Source organism: Gallintestinimicrobium sp., from assembly GCF_046968865.1.
GTDB classification, from domain to species: Bacteria; Bacillota; Clostridia; order Lachnospirales; family Lachnospiraceae; genus Gallintestinimicrobium; species Gallintestinimicrobium propionicum.
This window is the reverse complement of the sequence record NZ_JBKVPW010000006.1, coordinates 114,076-130,463: the sequence shown is the minus strand read 5'-3', so window position 1 is coordinate 130,463 and position 16,388 is coordinate 114,076. Positions and strand designations below refer to the sequence as shown.

The window sequence follows — 16,388 nt, the reverse complement described above, 5'->3', positions numbered from 1 at the left end:
GTCTGAACAGGTATCCACATTTTGCGTGGCCTGTCAGCAGCGGCGGATATGGGGAGTTTTATTCAAAACAACAAAGTTCTTTATTTGAAAATTTTTTGCATCTCCATGTATCGTTTTAACAGAAATGTACAAAAATATGGAAATGTAATGATATCATCGCTGATCCCAATATTTCCAGTTGTAAATTTTATTCCATGTCTGATATCGGGATAAGTATCGCTTTTTATCAGTTGTGCCATCGATTTTGAACGATTGGTATTTGATTTTACTTCTACCGGAATCAGTTCATTGGAGCTACGGATAAAAAAATCCTCTTCCAATGTAGAATTTTCTTTCGAGTAATAGTATAGCCCATATCCCTGCTTTATAAATGCTTCCGCTGCAAAATTTTCATAAAGTGCTCCTTTATAGACACCCAGATTTTTATTTGCCCTCAGATCTACCTGTGCCTCATCATCCAGACTTGCTACCAGTAAGCCGGTATCCGAAATATATACTTTATATTTGTTTTCACAGACATTTCCTCTCAGAGGAAGTTCCGGAAATTGCAGACAATCGCATAAAGTGATCAAACCGGCATCTTTCAACCATTCTACACAGCCCATGTAATCTTTTGAACGGGCTCCTTTTACGATCCTGGAGTATTGGAACTTTTTATTTTCTTTCGCCAGCTGCGCCGGAATGGAGCGGTAAACGCTCAGAATTTTCGCTTTATCCAATCCTTCTGCATATTTTATAATATCGTTTTCGTAATCTGTCAAAAGCTGTCTCTGTAATTGCAGGGAACCTTCGAATGTTCCTTTTGCAATGTAATTGGAAACAATCGCAGGCATGCCACCCAAAATGCAATATTCCAGAAAAAGATTTGAAAAAGTGTTTTGTTCCGATGCTGAAAATGGTGTGCCGGAAAGCATGTGCTCAAGCATATCGGATATAACCTGTTCCTGATATCCTTTTGCCCATAGAAACTCTTCAAAATCCATAGAATACATCTGATAATCGGTTTTATAACCGACGCTGATGCTGGCAATTCGATGATATTGCACACCAAGCAGGGAGCCGGAACATATAACGTCATATTTGCCGTTTTCTTTGAAGAATTTGAGAGACGTAGCAATTTCCGGAAAGTCCTGGATTTCATCAAAAAAGAGTAAAGTTTCACCTGTATCGAAATGTTTGGAAGGATCGATTCTGCTGATCAGTTTCAAAATATTATCTGCCGAAAAGCCCTCGTCAATGATTGTTTTATAAGCCGGTTCTGTAATAAAGTTTATTTCAACTAAATTTTTATAATTTTCTTTTGCAAACTTTCGAATCGTTTCGGTTTTTCCGACCTGCCTTGCTCCTTTTATAATTAAAGGATACCGATCAGGATTTTTCTTCCAGTTTCTTAAAAAAGTATCTGTTTTTCGAATCAAATAACTCATAAGGTGTACCTCCGACCGTATCTTTATTTTATAGTATACACCATTTTACACTTTTATGAGCGTATTTTTTTCTAAAAATACATTTTTATGAGCGAATTATAATGATAAGATTACATTTTTATGAGTGCGAACTCCCCATATCCAAACCACTGTCTGAACAGGTATCCACATTTTGCGTGGCCTGTCAGCAGTGGCGGATATGGGGAGTTTTTATATTCTTTTATATTTTCGTTTACCCGATCTCCACCGGCGCGCCATGGTTTAATCTGGATTCTTCCGCAGCGAACGCAACCAGATGGCTGTTGATCGACTGCTCCAGCGAGGTGATACCCTGCGGTTCCTTGCCGGTCGTGATCATTTCCAAAAATTCCAGAACCATTCTGACGTCACCGCCGCCATGTCCGCTGAAATCCGTCGCAAGCTTCGTCACATCAATCACCTCTCTCGGCTGTCCAAACAGTCCGATTTCGATAATATTTTTTGTCATATCCGCTGTGATATCGCCTTTTGTTCCCATGATCTTACAGTAACGGGAAGCGCCGTCACTCGTAAATCCGCTCATGGAAAAGCTGATGTTGCTGCCGTCGGTGTTTTCAATATTCGTGATCTGATGATCTACAACGTTGTTGTCGCAATGGAATACACAGCGTCCGTAAGGTCCTGTCTTGATCGCTTCATAGATGCTTTCCTCTGTCGGATGAATTGCCAGAACGTCAACCGGCCATTCGGTGTTGCCCTGTGCGATGCCGGTACGCTTGTTGGTGATATAAATTTTTTCCGCATCAAACGGACAGTTTCCTTTTGCCTTACAGCCGTCCATGCAGCGAAGCGCAGCACCCTCCGGTGCACAAGCTTCCTTGAAGAAATAAGTATCTCCCATCGAGGACACGCGCTTTGGCGTCTTGTCCGCCAACCACAAATACAGGTCGAAATCGTGACAGGTCTTCTGCAGACACATGGGGCTGGTCGTATTGCTGTTTCTCCAGTTGCCGCGCACGAAGCTGTGGGCCTGATGCCAGTAGCCGACGTTCTCGATGGCCTGAATCGTTACGACGTCGCCGATGGTTCCCTCAGAAATGATCTCTTTGATCTTCGAGAAAAAGGGCGTATAGCGCAGCACATGACAGACTACGATTTTTCTGTCGTACTTGCGGGACGCTTCCAGCAGCTTGTTACAGTCCTCTGCACTGGGGGAAATCGGCTTCTCCATCAGGATATGGTAGCCTTTTTCCAGCGCCAGCAGCGCTTCCCGGACATGATCCTGATCCTGTGTGCAGATAAAAATCGCATCTGCCAGCTTCGGCTGCGCCAGAAGTTCTTCCGCACTCGTAAAGCAGCGCTCCTTCGGTACGTTGTACTCTTTTGCAGCTTCCTCTACACAGGCAGGATTGATGTCCGCCAGTGCTGTAATCTCCATTAAATCCGGATATTGTTTGGCAATCGGCGCATAAGTTACTCTTCCGCGGCTTCCAAGGCCGACAATTGCAACGGTTGTTTTCATGGCGTTTTCCCCTTTTCCTTTTGTGTTTGTTTTCCAAAACCAAATGACACCGTCGGCGTCGCCTGGTTTTGGTGCGTCAATACAGTATAACATTTTTTATTCGTAAAGAGAATCTAACGTAAGCAATAAAGCATCTTCCTCTCCTCTTTTTATTTAAAACATTTTTATTCAAATCATTTTTAATAAAATTGATCTGAATAAAATAGGTCATAGAAAAGACTTTCTTACAACTCATTTTCATCCAAAAAACCCGCGGCATCCTGACATCAAACCTCAGGAATCGCCACGGGTTTCTTCTTTTTATCTTCTACAGGACACGCCTGACAAACGCTCCCTCAGGCATCTGGTATCGTAACGGTTTACTTCAGTCCTGTTTCTTCACAGTATGTCTGCCACTGTGCTGCCCAGCCTTCTCTTGCGCTGTCCAGCCCTGCTGCCTTTACTTTCTCCCGGAAGGTTTCAACAGCTGCATCCACGTCGTCTACCAGACCGTTCTGCAGAGGAAGCAGATATTCGCTTACTACATCATCGATTGCTGCCTTTTCTGCAGAATATGCGCTGTAATCCTCAGAAAAACCGCTATAAGGATCTACACTCGGCATACCTTTTTCTTCACAAATCTTTCCATAATTGTCAAACATCTCCTGCAGCAGCTTTCCGCCTTCGCCGTTGGGCAGCTTGTACTCCGGATTTCTTAAGGACCATGCATTTAAGCCTTCATAACCGAAGTCAGAGTTCAGACTCTGATACAGGCCATCCGAGGTTACCTCATAATCCTCGCCCTCGATGCCATACTGAGTCAGCAGGTTCAAATCCTTATCGGTTGCCAGAAGCTCGAGAACCTTCATCGCTCTTTCCGGATTTTTGCAGTCTTTGGTAATTGCAGTTGCATCTGCAGTAGGGGTTGTGGACCATACCTTACCAGCAGCTTCACCAAATGTAAAATATGCGGTTTTCCAATCCGGGTGATCTGCTTTCCATGTTTCTACACGGGTTGCGTATTTGTTCGGGTTCATACCGAAAACTAAGGCTACACACTGACCGTTATCGTACTGTTCGCCTGCATCTGTTGTGTTGGAAAGAATACTTCTGGACCAGTAGCCCTTATCCGCCCAATCCTTCAACAGCTTCATATCCTCTACGAACTCGTCAGAGAACCAGTAATCCTCAACTTTCGTCGGGTCTGCCATTTTCACACGCTGACCATATCCGCTCTCGATTCCCACAACCGGATCATCCTCATATGCTAAAATACCCTGGGGATTCTGCGCAAGCAGTCCCTGGCTGGGATCCTTTTCCTGAATGCCCTTTAAGTATGCTTCCAGATTTTCGATGGAATCCGGCACTGGAAGATCATATTTTTCTCTCAGATCTTCGCGGTACTCAATTCCTCCGGGTGTGTACTGCTTCCAAAGGCATGGAATGGTCATGATCTTTCCGTTTACACGACAGCCCTCCAGCGCTGCGGGGTCGATCTGAGCTTTATAATCAGGAGATACCTGATCCAGCAAATCATCCAGCGGTAAAAATGCACCGCTCTGTGCCAGCTGTCCGAAATTATTCCAGCTTGCGGTATAGATTAAATCTACACCGCCGGTGGTCAGCTGCAGCTTGTATTTTTCACCCCAGTCTGTCCATGTAGAAAACTGAAAATCTACGGTTGCATTTGCCTTTTCCAGCAGGATCTCATTGATCTTATCCTCTACGCGATCCAGCCCTGCCGGTGCGTCACCAAGCAGATAAAATACCAGGTCAACCCGTTCGGAATAATCCAGCTCCTTTGCCTGTGCTGTGGTTTCCGTCTCTTTTGTGGCAGCCTCTTCACTCTGCACTGCAGCCATAGTTTCCTCGTAGCTTTCCCCAAGCTGACTATCTGCAGTCTGCTTATTGCCGCAGCCCGCCAACATCGTAGCGGTCATTGCAGCTGTCAATAGTACACTTACAACTTTTTTACGCATATGTTTCCTCCCTTTCCTGCGTTTCCGTATGATCTACGGCATTCCTCTTCTTCCTGAATTTTTATATCTATAAAAACGGATGCTCCGTTTCTATATACAGCTTCTCAGCCTTTTACCGCACCGACTGTAATACCGGATACGAAATACCGCTGTACGAACGGATAGAATAACAGCACCGGTCCGGTTACGATGACCGCCATCGCCATTTTCATCGACTGCCCCGGTATGCTCTCGATCTGTGCCGTTGCTCCGACTGCAAGATCCTTTAATGCGGTCGTAGAGCTCAGCATATTATAGAGATAAAACTGCAGCTCATAGGTATTGGCATTTGTGGAAAACAGGGACGACCGATACCAGTCATTCCAGTAGCCAAGCGCCAGGAACAATCCCACTGTTGCAAGACCGGGCTTTAATACCGGCAGGACGATTCTGATAAAGATCGTAAAGGGTCCCGCTCCATCGATTTTGGCAGATTCCGCAATCGCATCCGGCACGCTGCTCTGAATAAATGTCCGCATCAGGATCACAAGAAATGAGCTCGTGATGCCGGGAAACCAGATAACAAATGCCGTTCCCTTTAAATTCAGGACATTCGCATACAGCAGATACCACGGAATCATACCGCCGCCGAAGATCGTGGTAAAATACATCATAAAGGTCACAATGTTGCGGTACTTGAACTCCTTGCGGGACACAACATAGGCTGTCATTGTCGTCATAAACAGACCGACTGCCGTACCGACAACTGTGTAATAAATCGTCATTTTATATGCCTGCAGAATAGACGCAGGATTTTTAAAAATGACCTTGTAGGCCTCCAGGGAAAAAACCTTCGGCCACAGGCTATAGCCCTCCCTCACGATCACTCCGTTATCCGTAAACGAACCGGATACTACCAGTAAAAACGGCAGCACACAGACGATCGAGACAATGGCGACCAGGGAATATGCCAGTATGTTGAATACAATATTGCTTGTGGAAGGTTTGATCTTACTTCCTGTCTTTTCTTTTTGCATTTTCTCCTCGTTTCTGCGCACGCTTTTTGCGCATGCCGAGTTTGTGTCAAGTGCGCGCAGACACAAATCTCGCGATTGAAAAATTTTATTTTTCAATCTTCTCCTCTCCCTTAAAATAATGCGTACTCAGAATCTTTTTTCTTAATCGCCCAGTTCGTCACCATAACGACCACAAATCCGAAGATCGACTGGAAGAGACCCGCTGCAGAACCAAGGCCGATGCTCAGCGGCTGTCCGACCGTAATCCGATATACATAAGTGTCCAGAATGTCTGTCACGTCATACAAAAGTCCGTTGTTTCCGACGGTCTGATAAAACAGTTCAAAATTACCTTTCATGATGCTGCCCAGAGAGTAGATCAGCAGGATAATAAATGTGGGCTTGATCTGCGGCAGCGTAATGTAAAGGATTCTCTTGAAAATATTCGCACCGTCTACTTTTGCCGCTTCATACAGCTCGTTATCAATGCCCATGATCGTCGCCAGATAAATAACCATACCGTAGCCGACGGATTTCCACATGTAAAACAGGGTGATCAGAAACGGCCAGTACACCGGTGTGTTGTAAAAATCGATCGCCGTCCCTCCCGAGGAACGAATCATGTTATTGATCGCACCATACTGATATTCCATCAGGCTGTAGACCATGACCTTTAACATAACGTAGGATACGAAGTAGGGCATAAACATCAGCGTCTGTCCGGTCTTCTTAAACCATTTTACCGTCAGCTGGCTGATCAGGATCGCAAAGAAGATCTGAAGCACATTTCCAAGCCCGATAAAGACTACGTTATATAAAACCGTATTGCGGATCAGTCTGCCCATCTGGGACTGGAACAGAAATTCGAAGTTTTTCAGTCCTACAAAGGGGCTTGCCCACAGACCGTCTGAAAAATTAAAGTTCACAAATGCAAAGTAAATACCGATCATCGGCAGGTAGGAATTGATCAGAAAGAACACACACAGCGGGATCAGCATCAGAAACAGTACCCAGTTTTTCTGAAATTCTTTGATCAGCCCGTGTTCATGGCAGCGGATCCTCTCCTTCGCCTCCATCCGCTTGATCAGTCCATAGGCTGCAAGCGCCAATATCAGTTCAACTGCCAGGATCCACGATCCGGAAAAGCCCTTCATTTTCACCACATTGTTGGAATACAGGACAAAACCGTAAGAGCCAAACACCAGAAGTGCTGTCAGAAGTGTCGAGGCCTTTCCGATCACATAAGTATGAAGCTCTCCCTTCCCATCGTCCCCTTTGCTGTTGCGACAGACCTTCCAGATATACAGAAGCTCCAGATACCAGGTTGCAACCAGCAGGATCAACAGCAGCATCGCATACAATCCGAAAACGCCTTTTCCGGAATTTTTTACAAATCCCAGCAGGGAAAAAATACTGTAGCTCGAATACAGGCTGCCTGCTGCTTCTCTTGTAATCCCCAGCTTAGCAAAAAGCTTCGGAATATTTACCAGCTGGATCCAGTCCATAAAGGGTAGGGACAGAACAAGCATCAGTCCATTCATCAGTGCCGTCACCAGCAGCCCTGTTTTTCTCCCCGTTTTCTCCTGTTCCAGACATGTATCCAACGTCAGAAGCATATTCTTTGGTTTCATAATTTCCTCTCTATTCTCCTTTTTTATTTCCCGCAATGAAAACCTTTCGGTAAAAGATCCCTGTCTGTCACGCGTTTTCCCAAAATGCTCACTACTTTTTTGCACCTATTCGATCTTCCCTTTTTATCTGCAAAAAAGCTTCTGCCGGAGGGCAGTGTAGTAACATTGCTGTCATTTTTTATCTTTTTGTTGCTTTCCTTATGCACTTTACTCATTCATCATAATCTCCGCCTCCGTTTTTCACTATACAAAAAGCTTGCGTATATGTATAAAAAAGTGCTATCATCATCTTACAATAACTCAAACCAGAAATGAGGTCAGAAATGCTGGAAAATTATGTTGCCCTATCCATAACGAATATTTTAGCCATGCTGCTATTAGCTTTTGTTGTCGGCAGAAACAACCTTCTGGACCGTAAAATGAAGCGTTTTTTTTCCACTGCCATTTTTTGCACGATACTTGTCATCCTTGCGGAAATCGGAACCTCTGTTTTTGGACAGCCGGTTGCCTCTTTTAGTCTCCCGAATATGTTTTTTAATGTGCTCGGCTTTTCACTTTCTCCATTTATTACCATTTCTCTTGCATTTGTTTTTAACCATAAAAATTACAGAAATATATTTTACCTGTTCCTTCCAGCTGTTGCCAATATGCTTTTGGCTATGCTCTCGCCAAAATTCGGTCTGATATTTTCCATTTCTCAGCAAAATGAATATTTCCGCGGACCTTGTTTTTTTGTTTATGTTGCCGCTTATATCTGGAGCATGACCATACTTTTTAAAGAAACCTTATACATCGCCAAGCGTTATCAAAACAAAGATTGCTTTGCACTGCTATTGCTGTTTTTGTTCATTCTTGGAGGAACCTCTATACAGGTTCTGTTTCCATCCATCCATACAACCTGGTCCTGCGTTTCCTTATCCCTCATCCTTTATTATGCGTTTTTTTGTGAGTTGAAAGAGAAGCACGATATCCTGACCGGTCTGTTTAACCGCCGCGCCTATGAATATGAAATCCAGCATCTGGAGTCCCTGGGTTATGGGGCGATTATATTCTTTGATGTGGATGATTTTAAAAAAATCAATGACCAATTTGGGCACCAGTATGGAGACCAGTGTCTCAGCACGATTGCCGGTTTGATACTGAAGTCTTTTTCAGGCATCGGATTTTGTTACAGGATCGGCGGCGACGAATTTGGTGTATTATCTGATAAAGCAGATGAAATTGATATTTTAAATGCAATCAGCCTTTTTATAAATAATTTAAATTCCAGCCAGGAGCAGGACTGCAATCTTCCTCTGGTTTCTATGGGATACAGCATTTATCATAAATCTGAGAGCAGCATAGCGCAAGCGATTTCAGAAGCGGATGCCCAGTTATATCGATACAAAAAACTACACAAACAAGAAACAAAAGAACCGGGCAAAACCAATTGTAACTTTTCCCGCTCTTTGACAGAAAGGACACCACATTGATTACCAAACGCGACCTTTATGAAATCCACTCTGAAAAGATCTGCCCCTACACAGGCATGACTTCTCCGGAATTTGCCCCGCTTTCCGCCGGGATCAGCTACCGCGATCCTTATTACCACATCCGGCGCTTCAACGGAGATCATTATGTGTTTGAATGTGTGCTGCAGGGAACCGGCTATGTGGAATTTAATGGCACCTTAACCAGGCTCACGGCAGGGGATGCCTACATTCTGCATCCCTGTACGTTTCATCATTATTATTCCGACCATAATGATCCCTGGGTAAAGATCTGGTTCAACGGTCAGGGAAACCTGATCAGTCATCTGCTCAGTGATTATCAGCTCGGCTTCAACTGCTGCGTCCGGAATTTCTGGAAAAGCGATTACCTGATGCAGATCCTTCAGAAGCTGGAAAAAGAGCCCTCGCTCAACAAAAACGAGCTGGCTCTTTTACTCCATCAGCATATCATTCAGTTTTCCGAGCAGCTAAACGGACTGCAGACCGATACCTCTGCCCCCCAGATCATGAAAACCTACATCGAGCAGAATCTGACTGCACCGCTCAACATCGCAAATATCGCTGCACAGGTACATCTTTCCAATTCCCGTGCGATTCATCTGTTTAAAGAAACCTTTCATATGACGCCCTATCATTATTACTTGTCCCGAAAGCTGGCAATTGCACAGGATCTTCTGCGCTCTACGGAAATGTCCATTCAGGAAATATCCGACCTGCTGAGCTTCCCGGATTACCGACACTTCACCAACCTCTTTAAGCGCTGGACCGGCGTGACGCCCAGCTGGTTTCGAAATGACTTGTCCACGCGCGACGATTATGTCAAGCCGCTCCCCCCTACGTAAACAGGCGAACGCCCTGTCATTCCATCACAAAATCCACATGCAAGCATTCTGACAGCGGATGTTCTACCACAAGCTCTGCCACATCGCTGTCCGGTGCTGCGCCTGCTGTCCCGAATACCTTCGCCTCCTTTGATTTCAAGATTCTCTCAAAAGTCTGTTTTCTCCCATTGATCAACACCTGTTTTACCCGTTCTCCCAAAAGCTCATGACACCGGATCCGCAATGTCCGCCTTTTACCTGCAAACCTGCCCGCAAAGTCTCCCTCCGCGTTTGAAATGCTAAGTCCATATGCCTTTTGATTTCCATCATAGGAGGTATGATAATAGGTCTTGCGATATTTTCCGTTTTTGTAGGCGTCCGTCTCACGGTCATCCTCATACAGAAATCCGTCTTGCAAACATTCTTTACAGGGATAATAATCCATCGTCAAAAGCTCCCAGCTCTGCTCCTTGACACAGGCAGTATCCTCCGCCAGGATCAAAACCGCTCCCAGCCGGATATAGAGTTCCAGCTGCTCTGACTGATTTTTCAGCTTCCTGCAGCGTTTTCCCTGATATACCTTTCCTGTCCACGGATACAGCCACAATCCCTCCGGCAGGTAGATTTCAGACTTTTCTTTTTCCGGCACAACAAGCAGATCTCCGATCATAAACTCCTGCAAATATAGCAGCACCTTTTTATCCTGGGGATATTCCCAGTCCAGGCGGCGGCAGATCGGCATGCCGTTCTCCCAGCTTTCATACACGTTTCTGTACAGCATCGGCAACAGACTGCCGTTTCCTGGTTTTCGAAGCATCTGTTTTAAATTTGTCTCTCTCTGGCACTCCGTCATTTCCAGATAATCCAGATAGGGCAATTCTTTTTTTCTGTCCTGAAAATATCTCTCAGGGTTCTTCAGGATCTCTGTATCCAATCCATTAGCAGGTGTTTCTGCCTCACTTTTTCCATCTGATGCCGCTTTGAGTAATCTCAGTGGCTGCTTCAAACAAGGCTCAATTTTTTGATCCTCCAATACAGCCTCCCGGAGCATATCTGCCCTTCCGGTCAGACAGACATACGTTTCCCGGAGCTTTCTTGCATCTTTTTTGCACACCAGAAGATAAAGATCCTCCGCATCCCATTGCAGGATATATTTTTTCTTTTCAGAAGTGCTGCAGTTTTTTTCCGGCAGCAAAATTCTTGGTACGTCCAGCAGCGGATAAATCCATGGAGTCTGTGCCGGAGCCGGAAGCTTTCCGTTTATTTTTACTCTTTCATACTGATAAACGCATTTGCCCTCTCTAAAAATCTGAAGCCCCCTCAGTCCTTCTTTCGGATTCGGCAAAACAAGAAGAAGGTCTCCCAGCAAAAACCGCTGCGGACGGCTGTGTTCCTGAGCTGCCTCTTCTCTTACCACCAGGCTTTGCTGCCTGCCCTGATTTTCCCGGGATCTGCTTTGACTTTCCGGCAGTCTCTTTCCTGCCTTTTCAAACGCTCCCCTGTCCGGAATCCAAAGCGTATTCCGATCCGTGAAATATGCCCCATATCTGACTTCCAGCCGAAGTACCTCTTCTGACAAAAACTGAATCCGCACATTATCATAGATCAACTCGCGCATATCATCCTCCCGCAGTCTGTTTTTCGATGCACAGACTTCACCCTTTGAATCCTGTCTTTATTATAAAGAGGAGCAACGCGGTTTTCGAGGAAGATTAGGCGCATATATGTGTAAAAAAGTGGTATTTCGGAGAAAGCCCAATCACGGATATGGAAATCTACCAGATCACAGATCTTGGAACTACATCACGTACATTCATTGTTCCATCAGCCACGCCCGCTCTTTTTCTTTTTCCTCCAGCGCTGCCGCGTAGCCTTTGATAATCTTCTGCAGTTTCTTCACGTTGTTAATGCTGCCGCTCTTTCCCTCCGGCTGATCCAGCCAGTGCTTCTGCTGTTGGGGCGTGTAAATATTTTCCCGGGTGTTTTCCCCGATTTCCAACCAAACACCCTGGACACGCACCGCGTTTTTCTCAGCGTCCAGGTATTCGTCCATTTGTATCAGCGGATGTGTTTCGAAAACCGTAGTTTCCCCACAACAACTTCTGCCAGCAGCATTGTCCACACCCGTCCCGGCATCTCCTGCTCTATATGTCCGCTTCACCGTCACGCCATTTTCCGTCAGCCCAACTTCCAGCCACTCCGTTCCTTCCGGACGATGCCAGATCTTATCCAGAATGAGATCGATCGGTTTTAAAATCAAAAAGGTCAGGATAATCGCAATCGTACTGGAAATTTCCCCGATTCCATCGTTCTGGCAAATGATCTGAAACCAGATCGGATCGCTCTCACGAATCAGCCACACTCTTCCGACAACCCAAAGCACTGTCAGCAGATCGATTCCAATTGTTACTGCAGCCATTGGCATCAGAACTTTTCCTTTTTTGATGCCCCATTCTGCATACTTTTTTCTCTGTTCTTCCGTAAATCGTATCGGCAGTTCATATTTTTCGCACATACTGTTTCCCCAATCCCGTATTCTGTACTGTCAGCTGTTCCTGTGTCTCCCGCCCGCTGTCCGCATAATCGCCGCATAAACCAATGCCTACGCCTGCTTTTTCTCCACGCGCTTTTCGCACCACGCCTGCAGTCCACATTCACTGCATTTCGCTTTTCTTGCGGTACAAATGCTCCTGCCGTGATAAATCAGCTGAAAATTGATCCGGTTCCAGTGATCTTTTGGAAGCACCCGCATCAGCTCCTGTTCCGTCTCAACCGGATTTTTGCCGTTCGCCCAGCCGAGCCGATGCGAAATCCGAAACACATGCGTGTCCACAGTCACGCCCGGAATCCCATACGCATCCGCCAGAAAGAGTGTTGCGGTCTTTCTTCCGACTCCCGCCAGCTTTACCAGCTCTTCGATCGTCGTCGGCACTTCGCCGCCATATTGTTCTGCAAGCTGCATACAACAGGATTTAACATGCTTTGCCTTACTTTTATACAAGCCAACCGACTTGATTTCTTCCCCGATTTCCTCTTCTGTCGCCTGCGCGATCTCCTGCACGGTTGGAAAACGACCATACAGCTTCGGAAGGACTTCATCCACCTGCTTGTCCGTGCTCTGCGCGCTCAGCATGATCGCAACAAGCAGCTGCCAGTGCTCCTGATGAAAAAATCCCTCTTTCTCCACACCGTAGGTCTGATCCAACCAGTCCAGTTCTTCCCGCAGATGCGGTACTTTTGCTATTTTATCCATTTTGTTTTCCTCAGCAGTTCACCCGCTCCCTTCGTGATTTCTGACAGTCAGATTTTCATGTGAGCAGGAATCTGCCTGTCAAAAGTTACGAGCAAACTATAATCCGTTCCAGAATCCGCACAACCTCTCGCAATCCCTCTTCATCTTCCGCCGAAAATCTGCCAACCTCCGGGCTGTCAATATCCAGCACACCAATTACCTCTCCGTTTTTGTGCAGTGGAAGCACAATTTCCGACCGGGATGCCGCGTCGCACGCAATATGTCCGGGAAACGCATGCACGTCCTCGACCCGCTGTACGCTGTCCGTCTGCAGCGCTGTCCCGCAGACGCCGTTTCCCTCTGCAATCCGCACGCACGCTGTTTTTCCCTGAAAAGGTCCCAGCCACAGCACATGATTGTCCGTCAGGTAAAAGCCTGCCCAGTTCAGGCGATCCAGCCTTTCATATAAAAGCGCTGCCGCATTTGCAAGGTTGCTGACCATCGGCCACTCTGCATCCACCAGCGCCGCCAACTGCTCTGTCAGCTCCTGATATTGTTGTGTCATATCACATCTCTCCATTCCGCAGGTGTTTTGCGTTTCTCAAATATTGTACATGTCAATTTTGAAAAAATCCATGTATCTTTTTTTCTATAACTCCATCATCCAACTTAGCAAACATTCTACAAGACTTTCCAATACCCATTCCGTTTTCCATTCATACGAACTATCTTTTCTTCTTTCACTAATTTTTTTATAATCCGTTGAACAGTACTTACAGAAGCACCTACATCTTCCGCTAATTCTTTCTGTTTAATTCTTGGCGAATATAGTATTTTCTTTATTACTTTTATTTCCATTTCTGTTCTGCCAGAATTCAAAACCTCATTCAAAACTTCATTCAAAACTTCATTTTTTTCGTTCAAAACTTCATTCTTAAAGTTAAGATTTTTCAGGATAACTCTAAATTCCGTTGCATTTGAATAAAAAACAGGCTTTTTGTCTTCCGTATAGTTCGGTTCTACTTCATATGCCTGCATAATCTTTTTAAAACCGCTTCCTCTTCGTTCCATATAATCAAGTCGACTAAAAATATCTGCAACCACTGGATTTCTGCGCTTTGATAGAACGTTACCAATATCCCTGTCCTGAATAAGCGTCCCATCATACATTCCACCGGGGGAATATATTTCCAAACGGTCATCAAAAATATCAATATGAACTTCGCTTCCCATATCTAAATAATCACGATGTACTAATCCATTCACTAATCCTTCAAAAATACTTCTCTCTGGATATTCCGGATATTCTACTCTCCGATCAGACTCTTTTTTCCACATTTTCTTTGAATTTCTTCGCGCAAAATTCATGCCCTCTTCCAAAAGCAGGATAAGACTGCCTGTATATTCTTCATCATCCAGTGCATCAATAACTCCTGATGCTTTGTCAATACCATTCCATCTGGTGCAAAATAATCTCGAACAATAAACAGGAGATTCATCCGCAAACAAAGCTCCTGCATTCGTTAACATACCATTCCTGTCAATAATACCAAATGATTCAAAATCTTTGATTTCCATACTTTTCTTCGTCTGTTTATAATATGCTGCCTTTAACTTGGAAAAAGAATAATCATCAAAATTATAATCCGTAACGAGACTATCATAAGTTCTGTTCTTTCCCCGTAAAACCAGTCTCTTTAAATCCATCGCAGCCGCAATTACACTTTCATTGCCGATTCGAACAAAAGCCGTATAATTACCTTCTCCTACATAATAGTAAGGAGTCTCACCGCCCCGATATACCTCCAGTGTTATAATCTTCTTGCCATCTATTTCGTGTGCTTTTAGCAGAACTTCTGGAATTGGATCCATTTTTGTCTTTATCTGCTCACTAATAACTTCCATAGCTTTCTTTGCATCGTCAACTCCCACCACAGAATCATTATCGGCAATGCCAAAAATTAGCACACCACCAACGCCATTAGCAAAAGCACTTACACTTTTCAGCCAACTTTTCGGCTTTTTTATCTCCAGCATCGCTTTTTGTCATATTCGGTTGCTTCACCGATCAGTTGTTCTAATTTCATAAACACCCCTTATAAATATTTTACCTTTTACAAGTGCCCAACACTACTTCTAATTATTTTATCATAGGGCTATTTACAAGTAAACTTTACCATTCTATCGTTCCTTTAATATGTGCGATAAAATATATTCAAAAAGGCAAAAATCAGTATTATCTACTAATTTTTGCCTCTTGTTCCTTCTTTGCCTTAGCTATTTCGGTTTCTGCTGCTTTTATTCTCAGTCATCGTATCCGTTCGGATTCATCGACTGCCATCTCCAGGAATCCTCGCACATCTCTTTGATGCCGTATTCTGCTTTCCAGCCAAGCTCTCTTTCTGCCTTGCTCGCATCGGAGTAGCAGGTTGCGATATCGCCTGCGCGGCGGGGCTTGATCACATACGGGATCTTCACGCCGGTAGCTGCCTCGAAGTTCTTCACGATATCCAGCACGCTGTAGCCGTGTCCGGTGCCCAGGTTGTAAATGTTCAGACCGGAATGATCCTCCAGCTTCTTGAGGGCTTTTACATGGCCTTTTGCAAGGTCAACGACATGAATGTAGTCTCTGACGCCGGTTCCGTCCGGAGTGTCGTAATCGTCACCAAAAACACCCAGCTCTTTCAGCTTGCCGACTGCAACCTGTGTGATGTAAGGCATCAGATTGTTCGGAATACCATTGGGATTTTCACCGATCAGACCGCTCTTGTGAGCACCGATCGGGTTGAAATAACGCAGCAGAACAACGTTCCATTCCGGATCTGCTTTCTGGATATCTGTCAGAACCTGTTCCAGCATGGATTTTGTCCAACCATAGGGGTTTGTGCACTGTCCCTTCGGGCATTCCTCGGTGATCGGGATCATCGCAGGATCGCCGTACACGGTTGCAGAAGAGGAAAAGATGATATTCTTCACATTGTGCTTGCGCATTACATCAACCAGTGTCAGAGTGCCTGCAATATTGTTTTCATAGTATTCCCAGGGCTTCTGTACGGATTCACCGACTGCCTTTAAGCCTGCGAAATGAATGCAGGAATCGATTTTTTCTTTTGCAAAAACTTCATTCAGGCCTTCTCTGTCGAGAATGTCCACTTTGTAAAAAGGAACCTTCTTTCCTGTGATCTTTTCTACACGTTCCAGGGATTTCTCGCTGGAATTTACCAGATTATCTACTACAACGACATCATATCCGGCATTCTGTAATTCAATAACGGTATGACTGCCGATAAATCCGGCGCCGCCTGTAACTAAAATTGCCATGTTTCGTTTCCT

The 16,388-nt window shown here is 44.9% G+C and carries 12 protein-coding genes and 1 pseudogene; 2 read left to right on the top strand and 11 right to left on the bottom strand.

From position 1 onward, the window contains the following. Positions 1-80: 80 nt before the first annotated feature. From ACLTOQ_RS07335 to ACLTOQ_RS07315, 5 genes are all read right to left on the bottom strand, one after another. Positions 81-1,427, bottom strand: coding sequence for an ATP-binding protein (locus tag ACLTOQ_RS07335; RefSeq protein ID WP_262587006.1), 1,347 nt, complete (start codon positions 1,425-1,427; stop codon positions 81-83). Positions 1,428-1,659: 232 nt separating this feature from the next. Beyond that, a complete protein-coding gene (locus ACLTOQ_RS07330; protein WP_262587008.1) occupies positions 1,660-2,928 on the bottom strand; it encodes a Gfo/Idh/MocA family protein in 1,269 nt (422 codons plus the stop codon). A gap of 359 nt (positions 2,929-3,287) precedes the next feature. Further along, positions 3,288-4,886, bottom strand: a complete 1,599-nt coding sequence (locus ACLTOQ_RS07325) for an extracellular solute-binding protein (protein WP_262587010.1) — start codon at positions 4,884-4,886, stop codon at positions 3,288-3,290. A gap of 104 nt (positions 4,887-4,990) precedes the next feature. Continuing rightward, on the bottom strand, positions 4,991-5,902 hold the full coding sequence (locus ACLTOQ_RS07320) for a carbohydrate ABC transporter permease (protein ID WP_262587011.1): 912 nt from the start codon (positions 5,900-5,902) through the stop codon (positions 4,991-4,993). 110 nt (positions 5,903-6,012) lie between these two features. Beyond that, the gene (locus ACLTOQ_RS07315; protein ID WP_262587013.1) at positions 6,013-7,512 is read right to left on the bottom strand and encodes an ABC transporter permease; all 1,500 of its coding nucleotides are present in this window, start codon (positions 7,510-7,512) and stop codon (positions 6,013-6,015) included. A 323-nt stretch (positions 7,513-7,835) separates the two neighbouring features. Here ACLTOQ_RS07315 and ACLTOQ_RS07310 point away from each other — a divergent pair, with 323 nt between their 5' ends. Beyond that, positions 7,836-8,984: a GGDEF domain-containing protein gene (locus ACLTOQ_RS07310; protein ID WP_412319166.1), complete on the top strand. Its 1,149-nt coding sequence runs from the start codon at positions 7,836-7,838 to the stop codon at positions 8,982-8,984. After that, positions 8,981-9,844: a helix-turn-helix domain-containing protein gene (locus tag ACLTOQ_RS07305; RefSeq protein ID WP_021915186.1), complete on the top strand. Its 864-nt coding sequence runs from the start codon at positions 8,981-8,983 to the stop codon at positions 9,842-9,844. The genes ACLTOQ_RS07310 and ACLTOQ_RS07305 overlap by 4 nt, the downstream gene beginning before the upstream one ends. 16 nt (positions 9,845-9,860) lie before the next feature. Here ACLTOQ_RS07305 and ACLTOQ_RS07300 read toward each other — a convergent pair whose 3' ends face one another. From ACLTOQ_RS07300 to galE, 6 genes and pseudogenes are all read right to left on the bottom strand, one after another. Next, the gene (locus ACLTOQ_RS07300; RefSeq protein WP_412319165.1) at positions 9,861-11,441 is read right to left on the bottom strand and encodes a DUF5110 domain-containing protein; all 1,581 of its coding nucleotides are present in this window, start codon (positions 11,439-11,441) and stop codon (positions 9,861-9,863) included. Between the two features lie 195 nt (positions 11,442-11,636). Next, positions 11,637-12,338 carry a hypothetical protein gene (locus tag ACLTOQ_RS07295; protein ID WP_412319164.1) on the bottom strand — a complete coding sequence of 234 codons (702 nt, stop codon included), beginning with the start codon at positions 12,336-12,338 and terminating at the stop codon, positions 11,637-11,639. Positions 12,339-12,425: 87 nt separating this feature from the next. Continuing rightward, entirely contained in the window at positions 12,426-13,076 is a 651-nt protein-coding gene (gene nth, locus ACLTOQ_RS07290) for an endonuclease III (protein WP_117960030.1), read from the bottom strand. 85 nt (positions 13,077-13,161) lie between these two features. After that, entirely contained in the window at positions 13,162-13,620 is a 459-nt protein-coding gene (locus tag ACLTOQ_RS07285; protein ID WP_021915190.1) for a GAF domain-containing protein, read from the bottom strand. Between the two features lie 116 nt (positions 13,621-13,736). Beyond that, positions 13,737-15,142, bottom strand: a pseudogene (locus ACLTOQ_RS07280) (ATP-binding protein). Between the two features lie 217 nt (positions 15,143-15,359). Further along, positions 15,360-16,376 (bottom strand): UDP-glucose 4-epimerase GalE, encoded by a 1,017-nt coding sequence (galE, locus tag ACLTOQ_RS07275; protein ID WP_262587025.1) that lies wholly within the window; start codon positions 16,374-16,376, stop codon positions 15,360-15,362. Positions 16,377-16,388: the final 12 nt, after the last annotated feature.

Excerpts from the sequence above, each read along its gene's own strand:
- ACLTOQ_RS07325 (WP_262587010.1), bottom strand. The coding sequence starts at position 4,886 with ATGCGTAAAAAAGTTGTAAGTGTACTATTGACAGCTGCAATGACCGCT.
- ACLTOQ_RS07335 (WP_262587006.1), bottom strand. The coding sequence starts at position 1,427 with ATGAGTTATTTGATTCGAAAAACAGATACTTTTTTAAGAAACTGGAAG.
- ACLTOQ_RS07310 (WP_412319166.1), top strand. The coding sequence starts at position 7,836 with ATGCTGGAAAATTATGTTGCCCTATCCATAACGAATATTTTAGCCATG.
- ACLTOQ_RS07315 (WP_262587013.1), bottom strand. The coding sequence starts at position 7,512 with ATGAAACCAAAGAATATGCTTCTGACGTTGGATACATGTCTGGAACAG.
- galE (WP_262587025.1), bottom strand. The coding sequence starts at position 16,376 with ATGGCAATTTTAGTTACAGGCGGCGCCGGATTTATCGGCAGTCATACC.
- ACLTOQ_RS07320 (WP_262587011.1), bottom strand. The coding sequence starts at position 5,902 with ATGCAAAAAGAAAAGACAGGAAGTAAGATCAAACCTTCCACAAGCAAT.
- nth (WP_117960030.1), bottom strand. The coding sequence starts at position 13,076 with ATGGATAAAATAGCAAAAGTACCGCATCTGCGGGAAGAACTGGACTGG.
- ACLTOQ_RS07300 (WP_412319165.1), bottom strand. The coding sequence starts at position 11,441 with ATGCGCGAGTTGATCTATGATAATGTGCGGATTCAGTTTTTGTCAGAA.
- ACLTOQ_RS07285 (WP_021915190.1), bottom strand. The coding sequence starts at position 13,620 with ATGACACAACAATATCAGGAGCTGACAGAGCAGTTGGCGGCGCTGGTG.
- ACLTOQ_RS07295 (WP_412319164.1), bottom strand. The coding sequence starts at position 12,338 with ATGTGCGAAAAATATGAACTGCCGATACGATTTACGGAAGAACAGAGA.
- ACLTOQ_RS07330 (WP_262587008.1), bottom strand. The coding sequence starts at position 2,928 with ATGAAAACAACCGTTGCAATTGTCGGCCTTGGAAGCCGCGGAAGAGTA.